Origin of the sequence: Sphingomonas sp. T1, from assembly GCF_902506585.1 — a bacterium.
GTDB lineage: Bacteria > Pseudomonadota > Alphaproteobacteria > Sphingomonadales > Sphingomonadaceae > Sphingomonas > Sphingomonas aerolata.
In genome coordinates, this window is the sequence record NZ_LR733875.1 from 2,756,218 (window position 1) to 2,774,064 (window position 17,847).

Annotated in this window: 20 protein-coding genes; 11 read left to right on the plus strand and 9 right to left on the minus strand. The window is 67.4% G+C overall.

Annotated elements, in window-relative coordinates; all coding sequences use genetic code 11:
• The first annotated feature begins 12 nt into the window (after positions 1–12).
• From GV027_RS12445 to GV027_RS12460, 4 genes are all read left to right on the plus strand, one after another.
• Positions 13–633, plus strand: coding sequence for a LolA family protein (locus GV027_RS12445; RefSeq protein ID WP_031395416.1), 621 nt, complete (start codon positions 13–15; stop codon positions 631–633).
• Between the two features lie 261 nt (positions 634–894).
• Positions 895–1,677 (plus strand): exodeoxyribonuclease III, encoded by a 783-nt coding sequence (xth, locus tag GV027_RS12450; RefSeq protein ID WP_159512065.1) that lies wholly within the window; start codon positions 895–897, stop codon positions 1,675–1,677.
• Positions 1,674–2,729 carry a GTP cyclohydrolase II gene (ribA, locus tag GV027_RS12455; protein WP_159512066.1) on the plus strand — a complete coding sequence of 352 codons (1,056 nt, stop codon included), beginning with the start codon at positions 1,674–1,676 and terminating at the stop codon, positions 2,727–2,729. Before xth ends, ribA begins: the two co-directional genes overlap by 4 nt.
• Complete coding sequence (locus GV027_RS12460) at positions 2,726–3,238, plus strand: YdcF family protein (RefSeq protein ID WP_051916637.1); 513 nt, start codon at positions 2,726–2,728, stop codon at positions 3,236–3,238. Before ribA ends, GV027_RS12460 begins: the two co-directional genes overlap by 4 nt.
• On the opposite strand, the gene GV027_RS12465 is transcribed toward GV027_RS12460, so the two are convergent.
• Together GV027_RS12465 and GV027_RS12470 are read right to left on the minus strand one after the other, a co-directional pair.
• Complete coding sequence (locus GV027_RS12465) at positions 3,235–3,918, minus strand: HAD family hydrolase (RefSeq protein ID WP_159512067.1); 684 nt, start codon at positions 3,916–3,918, stop codon at positions 3,235–3,237. The genes GV027_RS12460 and GV027_RS12465 overlap by 4 nt on opposite strands.
• A complete protein-coding gene (locus GV027_RS12470; RefSeq protein ID WP_159512894.1) occupies positions 3,915–4,595 on the minus strand; it encodes a YggS family pyridoxal phosphate-dependent enzyme in 681 nt (226 codons plus the stop codon). Before GV027_RS12470 ends, GV027_RS12465 begins: the two co-directional genes overlap by 4 nt.
• A 40-nt stretch (positions 4,596–4,635) precedes the next feature.
• Between GV027_RS12470 and GV027_RS12475 the strand changes: the two genes are divergently transcribed.
• Positions 4,636–5,148: a thiamine phosphate synthase gene (locus GV027_RS12475; protein ID WP_201302622.1), complete on the plus strand. Its 513-nt coding sequence runs from the start codon at positions 4,636–4,638 to the stop codon at positions 5,146–5,148.
• A 44-nt stretch (positions 5,149–5,192) separates the two neighbouring features.
• Here GV027_RS12475 and GV027_RS12480 read toward each other — a convergent pair whose 3' ends face one another.
• The gene (locus GV027_RS12480) at positions 5,193–5,903 is read right to left on the minus strand and encodes a hypothetical protein (protein WP_234387526.1); all 711 of its coding nucleotides are present in this window, start codon (positions 5,901–5,903) and stop codon (positions 5,193–5,195) included.
• A 247-nt stretch (positions 5,904–6,150) separates the two neighbouring features.
• Between GV027_RS12480 and GV027_RS12485 the strand changes: the two genes are divergently transcribed.
• Genes GV027_RS12485 through holA form a run of 4 tightly spaced genes read left to right on the plus strand, consistent with a single transcriptional unit; the run spans position 6,151 to position 10,637 of the window.
• Positions 6,151–6,582, plus strand: coding sequence for a DUF3576 domain-containing protein (locus GV027_RS12485; protein WP_031396163.1), 432 nt, complete (start codon positions 6,151–6,153; stop codon positions 6,580–6,582).
• A 10-nt stretch (positions 6,583–6,592) separates the two neighbouring features.
• Complete coding sequence (leuS, locus tag GV027_RS12490) at positions 6,593–9,106, plus strand: leucine--tRNA ligase (protein ID WP_159512068.1); 2,514 nt, start codon at positions 6,593–6,595, stop codon at positions 9,104–9,106.
• Complete coding sequence (lptE, locus tag GV027_RS12495; RefSeq protein WP_031396161.1) at positions 9,103–9,621, plus strand: LPS assembly lipoprotein LptE; 519 nt, start codon at positions 9,103–9,105, stop codon at positions 9,619–9,621. Before leuS ends, lptE begins: the two co-directional genes overlap by 4 nt.
• Positions 9,618–10,637: a DNA polymerase III subunit delta gene (gene holA, locus GV027_RS12500; RefSeq protein ID WP_159512069.1), complete on the plus strand. Its 1,020-nt coding sequence runs from the start codon at positions 9,618–9,620 to the stop codon at positions 10,635–10,637. The genes lptE and holA overlap by 4 nt, the downstream gene beginning before the upstream one ends.
• Before the next feature lie 71 nt (positions 10,638–10,708).
• Here holA and GV027_RS12505 read toward each other — a convergent pair whose 3' ends face one another.
• Genes GV027_RS12505 through GV027_RS12530 form a run of 6 tightly spaced genes read right to left on the minus strand, consistent with a single transcriptional unit; the run spans position 10,709 to position 16,460 of the window.
• Positions 10,709–11,620 (minus strand): ParB/RepB/Spo0J family partition protein, encoded by a 912-nt coding sequence (locus GV027_RS12505; RefSeq protein WP_056406636.1) that lies wholly within the window; start codon positions 11,618–11,620, stop codon positions 10,709–10,711.
• Positions 11,621–11,630: 10 nt separating this feature from the next.
• A complete protein-coding gene (locus GV027_RS12510; protein ID WP_031396158.1) occupies positions 11,631–12,413 on the minus strand; it encodes a ParA family protein in 783 nt (260 codons plus the stop codon).
• Positions 12,410–13,030, minus strand: a complete 621-nt coding sequence (locus GV027_RS12515) for a 16S rRNA (guanine(527)-N(7))-methyltransferase RsmG (protein WP_159512070.1) — start codon at positions 13,028–13,030, stop codon at positions 12,410–12,412. Before GV027_RS12515 ends, GV027_RS12510 begins: the two co-directional genes overlap by 4 nt.
• A complete protein-coding gene (gene mnmG / locus GV027_RS12520) occupies positions 13,027–14,862 on the minus strand; it encodes a tRNA uridine-5-carboxymethylaminomethyl(34) synthesis enzyme MnmG (RefSeq protein WP_159512071.1) in 1,836 nt (611 codons plus the stop codon). The genes GV027_RS12515 and mnmG overlap by 4 nt, the downstream gene beginning before the upstream one ends.
• A 54-nt stretch (positions 14,863–14,916) precedes the next feature.
• Positions 14,917–16,197 carry a tRNA uridine-5-carboxymethylaminomethyl(34) synthesis GTPase MnmE gene (mnmE, locus tag GV027_RS12525; RefSeq protein ID WP_159512072.1) on the minus strand — a complete coding sequence of 427 codons (1,281 nt, stop codon included), beginning with the start codon at positions 16,195–16,197 and terminating at the stop codon, positions 14,917–14,919.
• 8 nt (positions 16,198–16,205) lie between these two features.
• Positions 16,206–16,460, minus strand: coding sequence for a DUF6489 family protein (locus tag GV027_RS12530; RefSeq protein WP_031440901.1), 255 nt, complete (start codon positions 16,458–16,460; stop codon positions 16,206–16,208).
• A gap of 56 nt (positions 16,461–16,516) precedes the next feature.
• Between GV027_RS12530 and GV027_RS12535 the strand changes: the two genes are divergently transcribed.
• Positions 16,517–16,990 carry a methylated-DNA--[protein]-cysteine S-methyltransferase gene (locus tag GV027_RS12535; RefSeq protein WP_159512073.1) on the plus strand — a complete coding sequence of 158 codons (474 nt, stop codon included), beginning with the start codon at positions 16,517–16,519 and terminating at the stop codon, positions 16,988–16,990.
• Positions 16,987–17,688 (plus strand): dienelactone hydrolase family protein, encoded by a 702-nt coding sequence (locus GV027_RS12540; RefSeq protein WP_159512074.1) that lies wholly within the window; start codon positions 16,987–16,989, stop codon positions 17,686–17,688. Before GV027_RS12535 ends, GV027_RS12540 begins: the two co-directional genes overlap by 4 nt.
• The last annotated feature ends 159 nt before the right edge of the window (positions 17,689–17,847 follow it).

Genomic DNA, 17,847 nt, shown 5'->3' on the forward strand with positions numbered 1-17,847 from the left:
AAGGAGATTTCGATGTTCAACACCCGCCCCGCGGTGATCGCGACGATCGCCGCCCTCTCGGTCGCCGCCGTGCCGTCGCCGATCGCCGCACAGGCGACCGGCGACCTCGCCGCCGTGCAGAAGCACCTGCAATCGGTCACGACGATGACCGCCGACTTCTCGCAGGCGGATCGCAACGGCAAGGTGCTGACCGGCGTGCTGACGCTCAAGAAGCCGGGCAAGCTGCGGTTTCAGTATGAGAAGGGCGTGCCAATCCTGATCGTCGCCGAGGGCGGCGCGCTGACCTTCATCGACTATTCGGTGAAGCAGGTGCAGCGCTGGCCGATCAAGAATTCGCCTCTCGGCGTGCTGCTCGACCCGAGCCGCGACATCACGCGCTATGCCAAGCTGGTCCCCGGCTATGACAACCGCGTCGTCTCGGTCGAGGCGAACGACCCCAAGCACCCCGAATATGGCCGCATCACTTTAGTCTTCGCACGCGATGCCGCCGCCCCCGGCGGGCTGATGCTGCAGGGCTGGGTCGCGCTCGACAGCCAGAACAACCGGACCACCATCCGCCTGTCCAAGCAGAAATTCGGTGGACCGGTCAGCGACAACACCTTCCGGTGGAACGACCCGCGCCGGACGCGGTGAGCCTGGCCACCTCCTGAAAATGAACGGCATTGTCGTTTCATTCATCCCGGCGACAGGTTCCTGGCGCTAGGGCCTGAGTCGCGGATGTGGGGCATTCGGGATTTTTCCCCCTGTTGCCCGGATGGTGTCCCCATTGTCTGCCTGCGTGACGAACGCTGAGTCGGCCCTCGCTCCACGCCCCCGGAGCGGGGGTCTTTTCATTGATCGGCACGCCGCCGCGCGATCCTTGTCGCCACCCCCACGCGGCGCTACATCGCACGCGTGAAAATCGTCTCCTGGAACATCAACTCGGTCCGCTTCCGGATCGCCATCGTCGAGCAGTTTCTGAAGGAAGCCGCGCCCGACATCCTGTGCCTCCAGGAAACCAAGGTCGTCGACGACGACTTCCCCTTCGAGACGTTCCGCGCGCTCGGCTATGATCATATCGTGCTCCACGGCCAGCGCATGCATCACGGCGTCGCGATCCTGAGCAAGGTGCCGATCGTCGCCGACGACCGGTTCGACTGGCAGGCGAACAGCGAAGCCCGCCACGTCGGCGTACGCCTGGAAAACGGCGTGCGGCTGGAGAATGTCTATATTCCTGCGGGCGGCGATGTCCCCGACCGCGACGCCAATCCGAAATTCGGCCAGAAGCTGGATTTTCTGGAGCGGATGACGCGCTGGTCGGAAACGCTCAGCGGCCCGACGATCCTGGTCGGCGATTTCAACATCGCGCCGCTCGAGGCGGACGTCTGGAGCCACAAGCAGCTGCTCGACGTCGTCAGCCACACGCCGGTCGAGGTCGAAGCGCTGGCCCGGCTCCAGGCCGCGGGAAACTGGGTCGATCTCGGCCGCCGCTTCCATCCCGCCCCCGCGCGGCTGTTCACCTGGTGGAGCTACCGCGCGAAGGACTGGGCGACGTCCGATCGCGGGCGGCGGCTTGATCACATGTGGGCGACGGGCGCGGCCGCGGACGCCGCCGTCGCGCATCACGTCTTCGAGCCGTGCCGCAGTTGGCTCAAGCCCTCCGACCATATCCCGATCCTGACCGAGTTCGCCTTTTGAGCGATCGCGCCAATCCGCGCGCCGCGGCCCGCGCGGTCGATGCCCTGCGCCGCGGCTGGCCGATCGCGATCGACGGACTGACGTTGCTCGCGGTCGAGACGGCGGACGCGGATCGGCTCGCGACATTCGATCCGCCGGCGACCGGCGGGGTGCTGATCTCGTCGGGACGGGCGGTGACGCTGAAGCTCGCCAATCAGCTCGAGGCGGCCGACCCGACTGCCCCCGTCCTAGTCGATCGCGCGCCCTGGATCGACTTTCCCGCCGCGACCGCGCTTGCCGATCCGCAGTTCGACCTCGCGACGCCGCTCAAGGGTCCGTTCCGCACCCTGCCCGTCCCGCATCCCGACGCCGCCGCGGCGGCGTTGCGGCTCGCACGGATCGCCGGGCTGTTGCCCGCCTTCTTCCTGGGCAGCGGTGCGCCCGAGGCGACCGCGACCGCCGCCGATATCGACGCGCATGAGGATGCGACCCGGCTGGTCATCGCGACCCGCGCACGCTTGCCGGTCGAGGGTGCGGAGGATGCCGAGATCGTCGCCTTCCGTTCGCCGGAAAGCGCCGACGAACACATCGCCCTCCTGATCGGGCAGCCGAACGGCGATGCCCCGCTCGTCCGGCTGCACAGTGAATGCCTGACCGGTGACGTGCTCGGCAGCCTCAAATGCGACTGCGGGCCGCAGCTCCACGCCGCGATTCACGCGATCCAGCACAGCGGCTGGGGCATATTGCTCTATCTGCGTCAGGAGGGGCGCGGCATCGGCCTGGTCAACAAGCTGCGCGCCTATGCGCTGCAGGATCAGGGGTTCGACACGGTCGATGCGAACACCCGGCTAGGCTTTGCGATCGATGCACGCGATTTCGGCGTTGCCGCGCGGATGCTGAGCCTGCTCGGCCAGAACCGGGTCCGGTTGCTCACCAACAATCCGGCCAAGGTCGCCGGACTCGAAGCGACTGGTGTGACGGTGGCGGAGCGCGTCCCCCATGCGCTGCCCGCCAATCCGCACAATGCCCGCTATCTCGCGACCAAGCGCGACCGCACCGGACATCAGCTTTGATCGATATACCTCCCTCGCGGCGGCTGATCGTCGTGTTCGGCGCCGCGGTCCGCGCGGATGGCAGCCCGAGCCCGACGCTCGAACGACGGATCGCGTTCGCGGCGGCGGCAGCGGCACGCTATACCGAGGCGGACCTGTTCTGCTCGGGGGCGATCGGCCGTCATGGTCCGTCGGAGGCGTCGGTGATGGCCGACCGGCTGGCGGAAACGGTCGATCGGTCGCGGATCCATCTCGACGAAGCCAGTCTCGATACGCTGCAGAGCGTGGTCGCGGCGACCCGGTTCGCCCGCGCGGGGCAGTATGCCCAGTGCATGATCTGCACCGACGGCTATCACCAGCCCCGCATCCGCATGTTGTTCGCGATGCTGGGCATGCCCGCCAGCGCGATTCACGTCCCGCATGGCGGCAGCCGCCGCTACCAGATCAAGATGCGCGCTCGCGAGGCTGCGGCGATCCCCTATGACCTGGTCGCGGGCGTCGGCGCGATCCTGCGCAGGCGGCGGGCCTAGGCCCCCTCTCGCAGGACGCGTGCCACCGCGTCGAAATCGTCGGCCAGCGCATCGACGCCGATCGCCTTCAGCCGCGCGCCGTGGTCCGGCCCGCAATGCGACCCTGCCGACAGTCCGATGACATAGCCGCCCGACGCCACCGCGCCGGTCGCACCGACCGGCGAATCCTCGAGAATGGCGGTCCGGCCGATGTCGACGCCGAGCCGCTCGGCACCGTAGAGATAGAGGTCAGGCGCGGGCTTGCCGTTCGTGACATGCTCGCGGCCGCTGTAGAGATGATCGCCGAACGCGTCGCGCAGGCCGATATGGTCGAGGTGCCGCGCGATCCAGCGGGTCGGGCTCGACGAGACGATCGCCTTGGGCAGGTCGCCCGGCAAGGCGCGCACGAAGGCGACCGCACCCGCGATCGCTTCGATACCGGCGGCCATCACGCGGTCGTCCTCCGCCTTGCGCGCCGCGTAGAACGCCTCGGGCAGCGGCCGGTCGATCCAGCGCTCGATCGCGTCGACGAACTGCGGCCCGGCAAGCCCCATGAAGTTCGCCATCGACTCCTCCGCGGTGATCGGATGCCCTGCCGCGGTCAGCCATTCGGCGATATGCCGGTTGCCGAGCGCCTCGCTGTCGATCAGCACACCGTCGAAATCGAACAGCAGCGCATCGAACCGGACTGCACCGGTCATGCGCGATGCCCCCGCGCGCCGAACAGTGCGCTGCCGATCCGGACGTGCGTCGCGCCGATCGTCACCGCGGTCTCGAAGTCGTCGGACATACCCATGCTCAGCCCCGACAGCCCGCAATCGCGCGCAAGCTTTGCCAGCAGCGCGAAATAGGGCGCAGGCTCGACGTCGGCGGGAGGCAGGCACATCAGCCCCGCGACCGGGAGGTCGGCCGCGCGGGCCGCGTCGAGCAGCGCGGGCAGGTCGGCGATCGCACAGCCGCCCTTTTGCGGCTCATCACCGATATTCACCTGGAGATAGCAGTCGGGGCGCCGCCCGCTCTCGCGCATCGCCTTGCCGAGCGCCGTGACCAGCGACGGGCGATCGACCACATGGATACAGTCGAACAACGCGACGGCATCCGCCGCCTTGTTCGACTGCAACTGCCCGATCAGGTGCAGGACGACGTCGGGGTACCGCGCCTTGAGCGCTGGCCATTTGTCCGCCGCTTCCTGGACGCGGTTCTCGCCGAATACCCGCTGGCCCTGTTCGAGCAGGGGTTCGATCGCCGTCGCCGGATGAGTCTTCGACACCGCGATCAAGGCGACGCCCTCGGGCTTGCGACCGGCAATCTCGGCAGCCTTGGCGATCCGCGCGCGGATCTCGGCCAGGCGCTGCGTGCGGTCGGTTTCGTCGGTCATGCCGTTCGTGTCTGTCATGCGGGGCGCTATAGGCAGCAAGATGCCGCACCGAAACCCCGTCCCGCGCCTCTGGCTGATGACCGACGAGCGGATGAGCGATGCGCTATGGCATGCGCTGCAGCGTATTCCGCCCGGATCGGGGGTCGTGGTCCGCCATTACCAGACGCCCCCGGCGCAGCGTCGGGCGCTGGCGCTACGCATCCGCCGCATTGCGCGGGCGCGACGGCTGGTGGTGGTCGCGCGGCCCGGATTTGCCGGGATCGATGGCGTGCATGGCGCCGGCCGCTGTGGGAGCTTGCGGACCTGGCCCGCGCATGATCGGCGCGAGGCGATGCTCGGCGCGCGGGCCGGTGCCGACGCGCTGTTCGTGTCGCCGATCTATCCGACGCGATCGCATCCGGGAGCGCCAGCGATCGGTCCCGCAGCCGCGCTGCGGGCAGCGCGCGGACTCGGCCTGCCGGTCATCGCGCTGGGCGGTATGACGGCCGCACGGTGGCGACGGCTTCGGGTATTGGGCTTTCACGGCTGGGCCGCGATCGATGCGTGGACGTGATGCGGGGCGGTTCACGGCTTATCGCCGGTCAGGCTGCGCCCGGATCAGAAGCGGAAGGCGGTTCCGAGATAGACGGCCTGACTGTCGCGACGATCGTCCTCGAGCCGAACGAACCGCTCACGATCCGACCGATAGCGGACGCCGGCGGTCACATCGATGTTCCGCGTCAGCGAATAGGATCCGCCAAGATCGACCGAATAGCTCGGCGCATCCTCGACGAGACGCGGCGTATTGGCGAGCGGACGATCCGCCGCAGCCTTGACGCTGCCCGTGAACCGCTTGCCCGCATAGCTGACCGCCACATCGGCGGAGCTCCGGCTGCCCGGCATCCCGGCCAGATCCACGCGTGCCAGATCGCCCGACACCGCAAACCGCTTCCAGCCGACCGACATGCCCAGATTATACGCTATCGGCGCCAATCCGACGGTCGGAGCGGTGCTGGTCGCGAGACGCGTGGTATCGATACCACGGTTGGTCTGCGCGCGGACAGCGACGGTGACGGCGCGATTGTCGCGACGCGTTTCGGCCGGGGTGAAGCGGAAGCTACCGGCATCGAACCCGCCGCGCGCGAACAGCGCCGCAAGCCGGGGATCCGCCGCCGATGGGGTAAAGCCGCCCGTGCCCCGCACCGACAGCGCCGGGCGCTTGGCGATGCGGACCTGCTGTTCGGAGGCGCCGAACGCGGGCGCGACGAAGACCGCAGCGGCAGCAGCCACTCCGGCGAACATCCCGACCATCACGCGCTTGGCGACCAAAACAACAACTCCCTGCGAATCTTTTATAGACGAATCTTGTTACGATTCCTTCGCTGAACGGCAGCTAACACAGATCGATCCCCGTCAGCTATCCGCACCTAATGATTATCCAAAGGTGTTGCATCAGACACACAGAACAGGTCGACCGCCTCGGTTGCCGGACGAATTGCAGACGCCCACCCCATCCTTGCGGGTAGCAGGCCCGCCCTGTAGAGGCTGACGACGATCTATTGCCAGGATGATGCCGATGTTCCGCCCGCGTACCGCCCTCGTGGTTCTCGCCGCTCTGCCGCTGGTTGCGTGCGGCGGCGGCAGCGCCCGTCCCAAGGCCGATCTGGCCGCGTCGAAGATCACCACGATCGGCGTCAACAGCTATCTCTGGCGCGCGACGCTCGACACGCTGAGCTTCATGCCGCTGCTCCAGACCGACTCCAATGGCGGCGTCATCGTCACCGACTGGTACGTCAACCCGCAGACCCCGGCCGAGCGGATGAAGGTAACGGTATCGATCCTCGACCAGGACCTGCGTGCCGATGCCGTCCGCGTCGCGGCGCTGCGCGAGATCAACCGCAACGGCCAGTGGGTGTCCGCACCCGTCCAGGCCGCGACCACGCAGAAGCTCGAGGATATCATCCTGACCAAGGCCCGCGACCTGCGTCGCGCCTCGATCGCGGGCTGAGGACGACATCATGGCGTCGCGTTTCAATGCGTTGAAGGCGGACGCGGCGTGGCAGAAGGTCTGGGACGAACGCAACACGTTCGCCGCCGACGATTCTTCGACCAAGCCGCGCTCGTACGTGCTCGAGATGTTTCCCTATCCGTCGGGGCGCATCCACATGGGGCATGTCCGGAACTACACGATGGGGGACGTGCTCGCGCGGTTCCGTCGGATGAAGGGCATGGAAGTGCTCCATCCGATGGGCTGGGACGCGTTCGGCATGCCCGCCGAGAACGCGGCGATGGAAAAGGGCGTGCATCCGGGCAATTGGACGCGCGCCAACATCGCGACGATGAAGGCGCAGCTGAAGCGGCTGGGCTTCGCGCTCGACTGGACGCGCGAACTGGCGACGTGCGAGCCTGACTATTACGGGCATGAGCAGGCGCTGTTCCTCGACCTGTTCGCGGCAGGCCTGGTCTACCGCAAGGAATCGGCGGTCAACTGGGATCCGGTCGACATGACCGTGCTCGCCAACGAACAGGTGATCGACGGGCGCGGCTGGCGCTCGGGCGCGCTGGTCGAGCGGCGCAAGCTGTCGCAGTGGTTCCTGAAGATCACCGATTTCGCCGACGAGCTGGTCGACGGGCTCGGCGCGCTCGAGCACTGGCCCGACAAGGTCAAGCTGATGCAGGAGAACTGGATCGGCCGCAGCCAGGGCCTGCAGTTCAAGTTCGCGCTGGCGGGCAATGCGACCGGCATCGACTCGGTCGAGGTGTTCACGACGCGTCCCGACACGATGTTCGGGTCGAGCTTCGTCGCGGTCGCTGCGGATCATCCGATCGCGCGCGCCATCGCCGAGACGGACACCGATGCGGCTGCGTTCATCGAACTCTGCAAGCGTGGCGGCACCACCGCGGCCGAACTCGACACGCAGGAGAAGCTGGGCTTCGACACCGGTATCCGCGCGACGCACCCGCTCGACAAGAGCTGGGAGCTTCCGGTCTACATCGCGAACTTCGTGCTGATGGAATATGGCACCGGCGCGGTGTTCGGCGTCCCCGCACATGACCAGCGCGATCTCGATTTCGCGCGCAAATACGATCTGCCCGTCAAGCGCGTCGTCTCCGAAGGCGATGACGAGGCCCCCGTGTTCGTCGGCGACACCGCCTGGACGGGTGCGGGCGCTCTGGTGAACTCGCACTTCCTCGACGGCATGGACATCGAGGACGCCAAGCGCGTCGTGATCGAGCGCGCCGAGGGCGAAGGCTGGGGCAAGGGCACGACCGTGTTCCGCCTGCGCGACTGGGGCGTCAGCCGCCAGCGTTACTGGGGCACGCCGATCCCGATCATCCACTGCGACGCGTGCGGCGCGGTGCCGGTGCCCAAGGACCAGCTGCCGATCGTGCTGCCCGAGGACGTGTCGTTCGACATTCCCGGCAACCCGCTCGATCGCCATCCGACGTGGAAGAACGTCCCCTGCCCTAGCTGTGGCGGGAATGCGCGACGCGAGACCGATACGCTCGACACGTTTGTCGATTCATCGTGGTATTTCATCCGCTTCGCCAGCCAGCCGGACGCCAAGCCGTTCGACCGGACGGGCGCGGAGAAGTGGCTGCCGGTCAACCAGTATATTGGCGGCGTCGAGCATGCGATCCTGCATCTGCTCTACGCCCGCTTCTGGACGCGCGCGCTGAAGCATATCGGCATGCTCGACATCGCCGAGCCGTTTGCTGGGCTGTTCACGCAGGGGATGGTCACGCACGAAACGTACAAGTCCGCGGACGGCCGTTGGCTCGGCCCCGACGACGTGCGCGACGGCATCGAGATCGCGACGGGTGACGCGATCACCGTCGGCCGCGTCGAGAAGATGTCGAAGTCGAAGAAGAACACCGTCGATCCCGAGCCGATCGTCGACCAGTATGGCGCCGATGCGGTGCGCTGGTTCGTGCTCTCCGACTCGCCGCCCGAGCGCGACCTTCCCTGGAGTGAGTCGGGCATTGAGGGCGCGTGGCGGTTCGTCCAGCGTCTCTGGCGCCTGATCGAGGCCGACGGTGCCGCCAAGGCCGAGGGCGACGACATCGCCCTGCGCAAGCTGTGCCATCGCACCACGGTGGGTATCGAGAGCGATATCAATGGCTTGCAGTTCAACAAGGCGGTCGCGCGGCTCTACAGCCTGTGCAGCGCAATCGAGAAGGCACCGCAGTCTGCCGACCGCGAACAGGCGATCCGTACGTTGCTGCTGCTCGTCAGCCCGATGGTCCCGCACGTTGCCGAGGAAGCCTGGGCGACCGCGGGTAACGACGGCCTGATCGCCGACGCTGTGTGGCCCGAAGTCGATCCGGCACTACTGGTCGATGACGAGGTCACCATCGCGGTGCAGGTCAACGGCAAGCTGCGTGATACGCTCGTCTTCCCCAAGGGCGCGCCGAAGGACGAGGTCGAGGCGGCCGCGCTGGCCTCCGACAAGATCGTCCGCCTGCTCGAGGGCAAGCCGCCCCGGAAAGTGATCGTCGTGCCCGACCGCCTCGTGAACATCGTCGCATGACGCGGTACGCGCTTCTTGCCGGAGCCCTGTTGCTCTCGACCAGCCTGGCGGGTTGCGGGCTGCATCCGCTCTATTCGGGCGGCAGCAGCGGCGCGGTTGCCGGCACGCTCGGCCAGGTCGAGATCACGCCGATCGAGGGCAAGTCCGGGTGGCTGATGGCGACCGCGCTCCGCGACCGGTTGCCGTCGAACGGCGCGGCGCCGCTGTATCGGATCGACATCCGGCTCGAGGACCAGATCAACGGCCTCGGCGTTCGTCGCGACGACAGCGTCTCGCGCGAACGCCGGATCCTGCGCGCGCGCTATCAGCTCGTCCGGATCGGTGACGGCACCGTCCTGCTCGACGCGACCGCCGGATCCGACGCCGGCATCGATGTCGTCCGGTCCGAATATGCCACGATCGCCGCGGAAAACACTGCGCTGGAACGTCTGTCGGGAATCGTCGCGGATCAGATCGTCGCGCGGATCGCGCTCTATGCGCAGCGGACCCCGCCGGCCCCCACGCCGGCCCCGTGAAGGCCAGCGCCAACCAGATCCGCGCGGCATTGGCCAGGCCCGGCCCCGATATCCGTCTCTATCTTCTCCACGGCCCTGACGAGGCCGGCGCAAGCGACCTCGCCCGCACGCTCGCCAAGGCGATGGGCCCCGATGCGGAGCGCGTCGATCTGGATGGCGCACAGCTCAGATCGGATCCCTCGCGGCTCGCCGACGAGGCGGCCGCCCTGTCGCTCTTCGCCACCGCGCGTCACGTCCGCGTCGCGTCGGCTGGCGAGGAGAGCCTCGATGCGTTCACCACGCTGTTGAACGCTGATCGCGCGGGCAACCCGGTCGTCGCGATCGCGCCCAACGTCAAGACGAGTGCGAAGATCGTCAAGCTGGCGCTGGAATCGCCGCGTGCGATGGCGTTCGCCTGCTACGCACCGACCGCCGCCGATGCAGAGCGGCTTGCCAGCACGATGGCAGGCGAGCAGGGCCTGCGCCCTGCCCCCGGCGTCGCGCGCCGCCTCGTCGAAACCACCGGTGGCGACCGTGCGGTCATCGCGCGCGAGATCGACAAGCTCGCGCTGTATCTCGACGCGAGCCCCGAACGACCGCATGATCTCGACCACGCTGCGCTCGATGCGATCGGCGCAGACCTCGGCGAGGCGGAGATGGGTCAGGCGATCGACGCGGCGATCGAGGGGCGTGTCGCCGATCTCGGGACCGAACTCGCGCGGCTGGAAGAAGCCGGTACCTCGCCGATCCCGTGGCTGCGGCAGCTCGTCCGCAGGCTGATCGCGCTTGCCGAGATGCGCGGCGAGATCGATCGCGGCGAAGCGGTCGATACGGTGATGAAGCGCCACCGCGTCTTCTTCCGCGACGAGGCACAGACCGCCAAGTCGCTCCGCCGCTGGTCGCCAGTGATGCTCGCTACGGCCATCGCCCGAGTCCGCACCGCCGAACGCGCGATCATGGCCCCGGGCAATCCCGGCGGGGTCGTCGCGGATGCCGCCATCGTCGCCCTTGCCCAGGCGATCGCGCGCAGAAACTGAAGCGGGTAAATGCCTTCCCCGTCAGGCGGACTTACCGGAGGAGAGGACGCTAACCGCTCCGCCCCGGACGTTCAGATCGCCCCGCCCGTCAGCCGCTGGCACACCATGTCGAGCTGATCGAGCGTCGAATAACTCAGCGTCAGCGTGCCGCCGGTCTCACTATGCGCAACGCGCACTTGAAGCCCCAGCAGATCGGCCAGCTGCCGCTCCAGAGCCGCGATATCCGCGTCGGGGATCCGTGCCTCGTTCACCGTAGTCGCCGCAGCTCCGCCCGACCGAGTCCGGCCCGGCTTGGCATCACGCGCCAGCTTTTCGGTCTCGCGCACCGATAGGCCGCGGGCGATCACCTGGTCCGCCAGTGTCTCGACATCGGGCGAACCAAGCAGCGCGCGCGCATGGCCCATCGACAGCGATCCTTCGACCACCTGCGACTGAACCTGTGCAGGCAGTTCGAGCAGCCGCAACAAATTGGCGACATGGCTGCGCGACTTATGGACGATCTTGGCCAGCACCTCCTGTGTATGGCCATATTCGCCCGCCAGCCGCTGATAGGCCTGTGCCTCCTCGATCGCGTTGAGATCCTCGCGCTGGATGTTCTCGATCAGCGCAATTTCGAGCGTCTCGGCGTCGTCGAAGTCGCGGACGACCACCGGGACCTCATGCAGCCGCGCCCGTTGCGCCGCGCGCCAACGGCGCTCGCCCGCGACGATCTGATAATCATGGCCGTGCGGCCGAACGATGATCGGCTGGATCAAGCCGCGTGCAGCGATCGAGGCGGCAAGTTCGCTCAGCATCGCTTCGTCGAAATGTCGGCGGGGCTGGTCCGGATGCGGCGACAGCGAACTGACCGGCAGCATGCGCACGCCGCTATTGATCGGCGCATCACCGCTCGCGCTGACCGGCGCCTCGCGGGCCATCTCGCCGAGCAGCGCGTTCAGCCCGCGCCCAAGTCCCGGCCGGCCGCGCTTGGTACCTTCACTCATGCCAATACCCTCACGCGGCTGCTCGTGCCGATACCGGAAGCCGGCCGATCATCTCGCGGGCGAGCGCGATATACGCCTGCGATCCGCTGCAGCGATGGTCGTAGATCAGCGCCGGAAGTCCGTGACTGGGTGCTTCCGACAGCCGTACGTTACGCGGGATGACCGTTTCGAACACGACCTTGCCCAGCACCGCGCGGACATCCGCCGAGACCTGATCGGTCAGCCGGTTGCGGCGATCATACATTGTCAGTGCAACGCCCAGGATCGACAGGCCGGGGTTGAACCGCTGACGGATACGTTCGACCGTGCTGAGCAACTGCGACAGGCCCTCGAGCGCGAAGAATTCGCACTGGAGCGGCACGAGCAGCGCATCCGCTGCAACCATCGCATTGATCGTAAGCAGCCCGAGCGACGGCGGACAATCGATCAGCGCGATATCCCAATGCCCTGTCGAGTCCTGCATCGCACGATCGAGCCGATGCGTCCGCGCATCGAATTCTACGAGCTCGATCTCTGCCCCCGACAGATCGACCGTCGCGGGGATCACGTCCAACCGGGGCACGCGGCTGTGCACCACGGCCTGGTCGATCGTCGCTTCGCCGATGAGGACGTCATAGCTAGATTTGACGCGTTGCGCATGGCCGATGCCAAGGCCGGTCGAGGCGTTGCCCTGCGGGTCGATATCGACCAGCAGCACCCGCATTCCCGTCGCCGCCAATGCGGTCGCGAGATTGATGGCACTGGTGGTCTTGCCCACCCCACCCTTCTGATTGGCGACCGCGATGGTGATCATCGCGCGCGGACTCGATCCAGAACCACGATAGACGACTCCGGGTTCGTGACGCTTTGTTCCACGTGGAACATAAAGTGCCAAGGCTTCTGAAGCGCGGTGATCTCTGCCTCATCGAGACGCCCCCGAGGCAACAGCCACCGCGTCTCTGTTGTGGCGCAGTGCGCCGCGCCACGCAAAAGGTTTTCGAGCGAGGCGACGGCGCGCGCCGAAATGATCCGCGCCGTTGCAGTGACGGACTCGACCTTGGTCGGATGCACCCGGACCTGCTCGCCAAGCCCGAGCCTGGCGACGCAGAGCTGGAGAAAGTCCGCGCGACGCCGGCGTGGTTCGACGAGATCGACCGGCCCATTGCGGACCAGTGCGACGACCATGCCAGGAAATCCACCTCCGGTCCCGATGTCGAGCCAGCGCATCGCATCTGTCTCCGGGCCCGCGAGTGCAACCAGCTGAAGCGAGTCGACGACATGCCGCTCCCAGATCGTCGGGATCGTCGAAGGTGCGATCAGATTCTGATGCGCGGCTTCCTCGACGACCATCGTGACGAACGTCGCAACCCGCTCGGTCGCGACGGGGCCAAACCGCTCGAGGACCCAGGTCCGTGCTTCGTCTTCGGTCATGCCGGTACTCGTTTCGTATGGAGAAGCACCGCAGACAGCGCCGCAGGCGTGATGCCCCGGATCCGTGCCGCGGCGGCCAGGGACAGCGGTCGTGCCGCACTCAATCGATCGATCATCTCGTTCGACAGACCCGGAACCCGATCATAGGCGAGATCCTGGGGTAACAGGATCGCCTCGTCCGCGCGCAACCGCGCGACCTCCTGCGCCTGCCGTTCGATATAAGGGGCGTAGCGCGCATCCTCGACGACCTCGTCGACCACTGCCGCCGGGATTCCGATCGCCGCATCGGGCGCGACATGCGCAAGCTTCACGCCCTCGAAGCGCAACCAGTCGAACGCCGTCCGGCGCGCGCCGTCGCGGCCGACCGCAACACCCTGATCCGCGATCTCCGTCGCGGTCCGTTCGCCGTGCAGTGCGGATCGGAATCGCACCCGGTCTTCGCCACGCGCGCGCTGATGCGCGAGCCGCGCGGTGCAGAGGCATCCCGCCGCCTCCGCAATCCCGCCCAGCCGTGTCTCGGCATTGTCCGCGCGGAGCGACAGCCGGAACTCGGCACGCGCGGTCAGCATCCGGTACGGCTCGGTAACGCCCTGCAGGACAAGGTCGTCGATCATCACGCCAAGATAGCTCGATGCGCGATCGAGGATCACCGGTGCCAGATCACAGGCATGCGCCGCGGCGTTCAGGCCAGCGACCAGCCCCTGCCCCGCTGCCTCTTCATAGCCCGTGGTCCCGTTAAGCTGGCCGGCACAGAACACGCCGTCGATCGCGGGAAGCGCCAATCGCGGATCGAGCGCGCGCGGATCGATATAATCATATTCGACGGCATAGCCCGGCATCGTCATCACGACACGCTCGAGCCCGGGAATGCTCGCGAGCATCGCTGCCTGCACCTCGACCGGCAAGGACGTCGACAGACCATTGGGATAGATCGTTGGGTCGTCGAGACCCTCGGGTTCGAGGAACAGCTGATGGCCGTCGCGGTCACCAAAGCGGGAAACCTTGTCCTCGATCGACGGACAGTAGCGCGGGCCGGCCGCCTCGATCGCGCCGGTGAACAGCGGCGATCGGTGGAACGCGTCGCGGATGATCGCATGCGTCTCGTCCGTCGTCCGCGTGATGGCACAGGCGACCTGCGGCAGGATACGGCCGGTCGTCATCGGCGACATCGTCCATGGCTCGGGATCGGAGGGTTGCTCGGCAAGCGCCCCCCAGTTGATCGTCCGACCGTCGAGCCGTGGTGGAGTTCCCGTCTTCAGCCGCGCCATGGGCAGCGCGCGCGCGCGGAGCTGGTCCGCCAGTGGCTTCGCCGCACGCTCCCCGATCCGGCCCCCCTCCTCACGGTCATCACCGCGGAAGATCCGCCCGCCCAGAAACGTCCCGGTCGCGAGGACCACCGCGCGCGCTGCGACCACGGCGCCGTCGGCGAGCACGACACCCGCGACGCGATCACCGTCCAGATGCAGCGCGCTGACCTCGCCGGCGATGATCGACAAGTTTGGCGTCGCCGCCAGCTGTGCCTGGATCGCCGCCGCATAGAGCCTGCGGTCCGCCTGGATCCTCGGCCCCTGGACCGCGGATCCCTTGCTGCGATTGAGCATCCGGTGATGGATTGCTGCGGCATCGGCAGCACGACCGATCAGCCCGTCAAAGGCATCGACCTCGCGCACCATATGGCCCTTGCCAAGCCCGCCGATCGCCGGGTTGCATGACATCGCACCGATCTGCCGCGCGTCGAACGACACCAGCGCAGTACGCGCGCCTCTCCGCGCTGCCGCGGCTGCGGCCTCGGTCCCGGCATGGCCACCGCCAACCACCACTACATCGAACATGCCATCGCCGTAGAGCGACGCAACGATCGCGTCAAAGTTGTTCCACGTGGAACATCATTTGCCGATACAGAACCGGCCGAACAGTGCGTCGAGCATCTCCCCGGTTGCGTCGAGACCCAGCACCGCGGCGAGCCCGGTGCGGGCTTCGCGAAGATGCTCCGCAACGATCAACGGGTCGTTGCCCGCCGCACGCAGTGTCACCGCAGCCCGCTCGCAGCGCAGGCGTTGATCTGCCTTGAGCGCCAGATCGTCGTTGCGCGGAAGCAAAGCGGCTGCGCGATCATGGACGACAGCCCAGAGCCGATCGAGCGATGCCTGGTCGCTTTGTGAGAAGGCAATTACCCGACCGGGCGGGACGCCCCCGTCCCGCCCCGGCAGATCGGCTCGGGCGTGAACCCAGATCGCATCCTCGCGTGGCGGCGCCGTGTCAGCCAGCCACAGCAGCAGGTCCGCCGTCGCCATCGCCGTCTCCGCCCGGGCAACACCGATCGCCTCGATCGGATCGATGGTATCGACCAGCCCCGCGGTATCGGTCAGGACGTAGGCGACCCCGTTCCGCAGGACGGGGACATCGATGCGGTCACGCGTCGTTCCAGAGATCGGCGATACGATCGCCGCATCGCGCTCCCCCATCAGATTGAGCAAGGTCGATTTGCCGCTGTTGGGGGGCCCGCCGATCACGACGCGAAGACCGTCTTTCAGTCGCTCGACCGGGGGGCTCGCCACCACCGTCTCGATCTCAGCCGCCAGCGCTGCGATATCGGCGAGCACCGCGTCGAAGGCCGCCGCATCGCTGGTCACGTCATCCTCGTCGGCAAAGTCGAGCATCGCCTCGATCCGTGCGGACAGCATCGCGACCGCGTCCATCCAGCCGCGCACCGCTTGGCTCACCCGCCCCTCGGTCGCGTTGATCGCGGCAACACGCTGCGCTTCGGTTTCGGCTTCGAGCAGATCCGCGAGCCCTTCGGCTTGGGTCAGGTCGATCCGTCCGTTGCCAAGCGCGCGACGGGTGAATTCGCCCGGCTCGGCCAGTCGTAACCCGGTCATCGCCGCAAGCGTGCGTTCGACTGCGGCGATGACCGCCCGCCCCCCGTGACAGTGGAGCTCGACCAGATCCTCGCCCGTCGCAGTGGTCGGGCCCGGAAAGATGATGACCAATGCACGATCGAGCATCGTCCCGCTCGCATCACGCAGAGCACGCAAACTGGCATGCCGCGCGGTGGGGAGCGGCCCGGCGAGCGCGACGGCTGCCGCAAACGCCTCGGGCCCCGATATCCGCACCACCGCGATCGCCGCGGGCGGGCGTCCGTTCGACACCGCAAAGATCGTCGTCATTCTGTTGCTCAACCGCCCGTTTTGCCCGTCTGCGTCGCGCCGTCGAACATCCGTTTCCAGAACGCCATCCCCGCTTCGCCCATCGGCTGCCACCCGCGCATCATCGTCTCGATCATCTCGGGCTGCATCGCCCCGTCGCCGAGCCCAGGCATCGCCTCGATCATCATCGCGACATAGCGGTCATGGATCGGCGTCAGGTCGGGCAGCCCGACCGCGCGGCGGGCCTCTTCGGGCGTGCATTCGATTTCGATGTTCATCTTCATGGACAGCCCTTTCGGTGGCGCTTGAGCCGCACGGCGGGGCACGGCATAGCGTGGCAATGTATGCGCGGGATGCCGCCTCGATCGCAACGCCTATCGGGCTGATCCGCGTGACCGGCAGCACCGACCGGATCGACGCGATCGCGATCGACCGGGACGGCATCGTCGAGGCGACCACGAACCCGGCGATCCACGAAGCGCTCCGCCAGCTCGACGCGTATTTCGCCGGTCGTCTCACCGTCTTCGACCTCCCGCTCGCGCCGTCCCTTACCCCCCGCGGCGACGCGCTGCGCCAGGCGATCGTTGCGGTCCCTTACGGCCGGACCGCCAGCTATGGCGACCTCGCCCGGGCGATCGGGTCGAGCCCGCGCGCGATCGGTCAGGCCTGTGCGCGCAATCCGTTTCCGATCGTCGTCCCCTGCCACCGAATTCTCGGAGCCGGGGGCAGGCTTGGTGCGTATTCCGCAGGCCAAGGCCCGATCACAAAATCCCGGCTGCTCGATCTCGAACGGCCGCAAGGAGCATTGCTATGACCAACACCACCACCATCCCGACGCTCGCGGGCGACGGCAGCTTCACCGCCTATCGCGCGGTCCCCGCCGGCACGCCCAAGGCCGCGATCGTCGTGATCCAGGAAATCTTCGGCGTGAATGCCGGCATCCGCCGCAAGTGCGACACGCTCGCTGAGGCCGGCTATCTCGCGATCGCCCCGGACCTGTTCTGGCGGCTGGAGCCGGGCATCGAGCTCGACCCGGACGTGAAGCCCGAATTCGAGCGTGCACTCGAACTCATGGGCCAGTTCGACCAGGACAAGGGTATCGCCGATATCGAGGCAACGATCCGCGCCGCGCGCGGCGAACTTGGTGACGGCGCAAAGGTCGGCGCGGTCGGCTATTGCCTGGGTGGCCGCCTCGCCTTCATGACCGCGGCGCGTACCAACATCGATGCGAGCGTCGGCTATTACGGCGTCGGGATCGACGGCCTGCTCGGCGAGAAGCACGCGGTCGCAAACCCAGTGCTGCTCCACGTCCCCGAGGAGGATCACTTCGTCGACAAGGACGCGCAGGCGGCGATGCACGTCGGGCTCGACGATCACCCCAAGGTCACGATCTACGATTATGCAGGCGAGGATCACGGCTTCGCGACCGAGTTCGGCGAGCGCCGGTCGGATGCATCGGCCAAGCTGGCGGACGAACGCACCGCGGCGTTCTTTGCCGAGCATCTGGGCTGAGGGCAGAAAGGCACCCCTCCCCCCTCGTCATTCCCGCGAAGGCGGGAATCCATACTGGCTGGCGTCGCTTACGAGATCGCCGACCTTTGAGGATATGGATCCCCGCCTCCGCGGGGATGACGGTGGGGATCGTGTCTGAACGCACTATAAGCGGCATGA